General features: G+C 63.3%; 6 protein-coding genes. 5 read left to right on the forward strand and 1 reads right to left on the reverse strand.

Annotated elements, in window-relative coordinates; genetic code table 11:
• Positions 1–208 (forward strand): hypothetical protein (locus tag FH975_RS16730; RefSeq protein ID WP_235928811.1); only part of this gene is annotated, 208 nt, incomplete at its 5' end.
• Positions 209–303: 95 nt separating this feature from the next.
• Positions 304–1131, forward strand: a complete 828-nt coding sequence (locus tag FH975_RS16125; RefSeq protein ID WP_162322197.1) for an SDR family NAD(P)-dependent oxidoreductase — start codon at positions 304–306, stop codon at positions 1129–1131.
• 178 nt (positions 1132–1309) lie between these two features.
• On the opposite strand, the gene FH975_RS16130 is transcribed toward FH975_RS16125, so the two are convergent.
• Positions 1310–1939, reverse strand: a complete 630-nt coding sequence (locus FH975_RS16130) for a TetR/AcrR family transcriptional regulator (RefSeq protein WP_162322198.1) — start codon at positions 1937–1939, stop codon at positions 1310–1312.
• Positions 1940–2128: 189 nt separating this feature from the next.
• Here FH975_RS16130 and dctP point away from each other — a divergent pair, with 189 nt between their 5' ends.
• The 3 genes from dctP to FH975_RS16145 all read left to right on the forward strand — a co-directional run bounded on the left by dctP (position 2129) and on the right by FH975_RS16145 (position 5399).
• Positions 2129–3274 (forward strand): TRAP transporter substrate-binding protein DctP, encoded by a 1146-nt coding sequence (gene dctP, locus FH975_RS16135; protein ID WP_162322199.1) that lies wholly within the window; start codon positions 2129–2131, stop codon positions 3272–3274.
• Positions 3275–3335: 61 nt separating this feature from the next.
• A complete protein-coding gene (locus tag FH975_RS16140; RefSeq protein ID WP_162322200.1) occupies positions 3336–3875 on the forward strand; it encodes a TRAP transporter small permease subunit in 540 nt (179 codons plus the stop codon).
• 21 nt (positions 3876–3896) lie between these two features.
• Positions 3897–5399, forward strand: coding sequence for a TRAP transporter large permease (locus FH975_RS16145; protein ID WP_162322201.1), 1503 nt, complete (start codon positions 3897–3899; stop codon positions 5397–5399).
• Positions 5400–5563 lie beyond the last annotated feature (164 nt).

Here is a 5563-nt window from a genome sequence, read left to right on the forward strand (position 1 = left end):
CGGAGACGAAGTCGATGTCGATAGGGCAGCCGACGCGGCCCGAGCTGCCTTCCCTAAATGGTCAAGCACGAGCCGCAATCGCCCCCATCGAGGCCATGAAGATGGAAGCCTTCATCACCGCCCCACTGACGGCACCATCGAGCGCCTCGTCATCGGCACCACTCGCCAGGCCGAAGGCGGCGACCTTCTCGTCACTTTCACCACCTGACCAGCGTCGGTCCTGAGACCTGTCATGACCATTCACAACAGCCAGACCCTGCCCACGAGACCCTGTGGGGCAATTCACCAAGACCGAGGAGCGACATGGGAAAACTCGAAGGCAAGTCAGCGCTGGTCACGGGCGCAGGTCGTGGCATCGGTCGCTCGATCGCCCTGAAACTGGCAGAGGAGGGTGCCAGGGTCGTGGTCAATGATCTCGATGAGGAGCCCGCACACGACGTCGTTGGTGAGATCGTCGCTAGCGGTGGCCAAGCGGTTCCCGTTGCGGGCAGTGTCACGGCTGAGGGCTTCGCCGACCGGTTCGTCGGCACCGCTGTGGAGAGCTTCGGTGGTATCGACATCATCATCAACAACGCGGGGTACACCTGGGACGCGGTCATCCAGAAGATGACCGACGAGCAGTGGCACGCCATCATGGATGTCCATCTCAAGGCTCCCTTCGACATCTTGCGTGCGGCGCAACCCGTCATCAGTGCCGCCGTGAAACGGGAGAAGGCCGATGGGCGTGTCGTACATCGCAAGGTCGTCAACATCTCCTCGCTCTCGGGTGTGTTCGGCAACGTCGGGCAGGCCAACTACTCGTCGGCCAAAGCCGGCGTCGTGGGTCTGACGAAGGCGATGGCCAAGGAATGGGGCCGATACAACGTGAACGTCAACTGTGTGGCGTTCGGAGTCATCCGCACCCGTCTCACCGAGGCGAGTGCGGCCGAGGGTGCGTCGATCAACGTGGAGGGGCGTGAGATCAGGGTAGGGGTGAGCCCGCAGATGCTCGAGACCCTCAAGGCGGCTGTCCCGCTTGGACGGCCTGGCACGGTCGAAGAGGCGGCCGGCTCGGTCGTGATGCTGACGTACCCGGAGGCCGACTACGTCTCTGGGCAGGTCATTGTCACCGGCGGCGGCTTCGAGGGCTGACGGGGTAGGTAGCCCGTCACGATTGGTGTGGCGCCCCACGTTCACTGGGTAGGTGCGCAGCAGGGACGTGCTGGGGCATCAGTGGACGGCAGCTCTCGGAGCTCAAGCCCCACACGTGCCGTTCGGGTGCCGCTTCGCTGCTCAGTCAGCTGGCTTGAGTTCGCGCTCCAGCGGGCGGCTATGCCGGGTGGTGGCGGAGCCCGCTGATGAGCATCTCGGCGAACGCCTGACCGACCTCTTCGGCGCTACTGGGGCCGTCCTCCCGGTACCAGCGGTACACGGAGGTGACCATGCCCAGGATGCCGAAGGCCGCGAGGCGCGGGTCGAGACTGCTGCGGAACTCCCCGCTCTCCTGGCCGGCGATGATGCACTCACGGACGAAGGCGTCGTGCCGGTCGCGTTCAGCGACGATTACTTCACGGTGCTCTGCTGTGAGCGACCGCCATTCTCTGGCGAAGAGGCTCGACTTGGCGAGGTGGTGTGCTGTATGGGCGGTCTCGGTCTCGATGAATGTGCGGAGCTTGTCGACCACAGGCAGCGTCGACTGAACGATGTCGTCGAAATAGGCGCGTGTCTCTTCGTGGTAACTCTGGATGATCTCGAAGAGCAGATCCTCCTTGGTCGAGATGTAGTAGTAAAGGCTGCCCTTGAGCAGGCCGAGCTCGTCGGAGATGTCCTGGATGCTCGTCGCGTCGTACCCCTTTTCATGGAAGAGGCGGGTGGCGGTGGCTAAAACTTCGTCGCGTCGTTTCCGGGTGGTCGCTTTGGGCCGGCGCTGCGGCCTCTCCTGATTTTTGTTTGCTGACACGACGCCGATGCTACCAAACGGAAGTTTGATTTCGGCTGTGGCTGCTAGGAGTGGGCGCGACTCTCGCAATTCCACCAAACGGTGGGTTGACAAAACGGGAGGCTGTTGGCACGCTTTAGTCAGATCAATGTGATCCACGTAACACATTCGCCGCCCGGCGAGGGCTCGCACACGAGAGGCGCTCTAGAGATGACGACACCATTCATCCAGCAATCCAAAACTCGGGGACGACAGCGACAGGGGTCGAGAATCACGGCTGCGCTGTGCGGGGCGGTCCTGCTGTTCGCCACCACGGCCGCGTGCGCCTCGAGTACCGACGACGACACGCTGACGATTCGTTTCGCCAGCGGCTTTCCTGAGGGTAACGCCATCTCCGAGGGCCACATGTGGTGGATGGATGAGGTCGAGGAACGCAGCAACGGTCGCATCACGTTCGATCGGAACTTCGGTGGAGCGCTGTACGGAGCGCTTGACATCGCCCCAGCACTGCAGTCCAATGCCTTGGACTTCGGTGTCTTCGCCAACTCCTACCAGCCGGCCGAGAGCCCCTTGGGAACGATCACCGAGATGCCGTTCATGACGGACAACCCCGTGGCTTCGGCCTACGCCTTCAACCGACTCAGTACCGAATCGGACGTGTTCAGCGCCGAGCTCGAAAGTCTCGGGATCCAGCCGATTGTCTTCGGGGCCATCGATGTCGGCGGTGCGGTGACGACACAACCCCTTGACTCCCTGGAGGATTTCAATGGATTGAGCATCCGCTCGGTGGGGGCCCAGGGGAAGGCGCTCGAGGCGCTCGGCGCGAATCCAATCTTCATGGGTGCCGATGAGTTGTATCAGTCACTGGAACGTGGCGTGATCGACGGGGCAGCGCCGTTCGCGTTGGACACCGGCCCGTCGATGAGCCTGCACGAGGTCGCTCCGCACGTGACCTACCTGGGCATGGGTGTCTACGTCAATGTTGCACTCGGATTCAGTGAGAATGTTTGGGCGCAGGTCCCCGAGGACCTCAGGGACATCATGTTCGACGTCACGGATGACTACTACGGCGGAGATGCTGAGCGCATCCTGATCGAGCAGTACGAGGCTGCCTGTGAGGCTTACATCGAGGTCGAAGGCTCGTTCACGATTCTTGACGAGGGCGAGATCGCCGCGTGGCGGGAGGAGATCGGCGACGGGATCCTCAATGAGTGGAAGGACTTCTCGGTCGACAATGGCGTTGCTGCCAATGATGTGGAGCAGTTCCTGTCAGACTACCGGTCGATGATCGCCGAGTTCGAGAGCACCTCGGACTACCAGGACGGAATCCGCGCGTGTGCGGCCAGAGCAGGCTGAGGCGACGCGGGGTGCAGCTACCTCCAGTGTGCCGGACCGCAGCATCCGGAGGCCCGTAGCGATGACGCAGAAATCCATCGGCGAGGCGGCGCTGCATCGACTGGCGAGTGCGCTCTCGGGCGGGCTGGCGCTGTGCGCCAGCCTGCTCGTGGCGGCGCTGATGTGTTTGATCGTGGTGGACGTCGCGCGCCGGCAGCTGACCGGCCGATCGATCATCGGTGTCCTGGAGTACAGCGAGATCGTGATGGTGCTGATCGTCTACCTGAGCCTCGGCTACGGGCAGATGACGCGCAGTCATGTGGCCGTCGACCTGTTTCTCACCAGACTGGCGCCGAAAGCGCGGATCGCCGTCGACACCGCCGTGCTGCTGACCACGGGATTGCTGCTCCTGTGGTTCGCGTTCCATGCCACGGATTCGGCCCTTTCGTCCTTCGAGCGTCTCGAGGTCAGGCCCGGCCTGGCAGGGGTCCCGGTCTGGCCGGCGAAGCTGGCCATTCCGCTGGGCGTTCTCGCGATGGCCGTGCAGTGCTTTGCGCAGATTCACCACAACATTCGGACCATGCGTTCACCGCATGAAGAGTCCTTGATTCAGCAGTCCTGACACGAGAGCGGTAGTAGATCAATGGACCCCTTCCTTGCCGTGCTGGTTGCGTCATCCGTCCTGGTATTCATGCTGGTGGTCGGATTTCCCGTCGCGATATCGCTGATAGCGTCCGGCCTCTTCGGTATCTTCCTGCTCGGCACGACCGTCACGCCAGACATCGTTGTGCAGACCATTCCTTTCTCGGCCACCGCGAAGTACTCGTGGACCGTCGTCCCGATGTTCATCTTCATGGGAGCCTTCGCCACGGCGAGCGGATTGATATCGTCGCTGTTCCGGATCGCCAACCGAGCCTTCCGCCGCGTGCCCGGTGGTGTGGGCCTGGCCGTGTTGAGCGCATGCGCCGGGTTCTCAGCCGTGAGCGGATCGAGCGTAGCCACTGCAGCGACGATCGGTCCGATTGCTGGCGAAGAGATGCGCAAGGCTAGGTATCGGGGGTCGTTCTCTGCCGGCCTGGTGGCGTCGGCCGGCACGTTGGGGATCCTGATCCCGCCGAGCATCATTCTGGTCATCTACGGAATCGCCACCGGAGAGTCCATTGGATTGCTGCTGCTCGCCGCCATCGTTCCGGGAATCCTTTCGGCGCTCACCATCGGTGCCACCGTGGTCCTCCTACGCGTGTTGCGGCCGCAAGCGGTCATCGTCGACGGTGCGGTGGCCGCATCCCTCCAAGAGGCGCGGACGGAGTCAGAGGCCTGGGTCGTCGACGCCGACCCGGACCGGTCGGGCACCTTCCCCGGGCCGGACGGCGTGACTGCGACTGCTGGCACGCCCACTGGCATCGCCGCGAATGACGCCGAAGTCGGCATGACATCGCCCGATCACATGCCTGAGGTCGCAGAGGTTCGCCACTCGGGGATGGGGGCGATGCTGCGGTTGATGGTCATCTTCGGATGCGTCATGGGCGGCATCTACTCGGGTTTCGTCACCGTGACCGAGTCGGCTGCCCTCGGTGCCTTCGCCGCGCTCGTCGTCGCCACTTTGGACACTTGGCCGCGTGGTTGGCGTAGCACGCTGTCCATGATCAGGACCGCATGCTTGCAGACGGCGTCGACCACGGGGATGCTCTTCCTGATCGTCGTGGGTTCTTCGATTTTCTCGTTATTCATCGTGCTGGCCGGCATCCCCGAGGTTGCGGCCGAGTGGGTGCTGTCCTTCGATCTTCCGCCGCTCGCGGTCGTGGGCATCATTCTCCTGGCGATGATTCCTCTGGGCATGTTCCTCGACCCGCTGGCAATCGTGTTGATCGTCGTTCCGATCGCCCACCCCATCGTGGTGACCGAGCTCGGATTCTCCGGGATCTGGTTCGCCATCTTGGTGGTCAAGGTCATCGAGATCGCGTTGGTGACGCCGCCCGTGGGACTGAACATCTTCGTCGTGGCGGGCGTCATGAAGGGTTTCGTCACCACGGCGGAGGCCTTCCGCGGTGTTGCGTGGTTCGTGCTGGCCGATGTGCTTCTCATCCTCGTCCTCTTCTTCTTCCCGGGGCTGGTGACGGCTTGGCTGCCGATGTCCCTCGGCTAGGCCATGCCGGGCAGCCGGCGGGGTGGCCCTGGGTCCGGGCCTGGGCTGTGCCCACCGGGGTCGGACGCATCTGTACAGATAGTTCGCCCGCACGAGGGCCTGAGTCCGCGGCAGTGCAGGGTCCGCACGGTTGAGCTGGACAGATCCGCACTGATCCGACCGAC

The sequence above is a fragment of the Nesterenkonia haasae genome, assembly GCF_010119385.1.
In the GTDB taxonomy this organism is placed as follows: Bacteria; Actinomycetota; Actinomycetes; order Actinomycetales; family Micrococcaceae; genus Nesterenkonia; species Nesterenkonia haasae.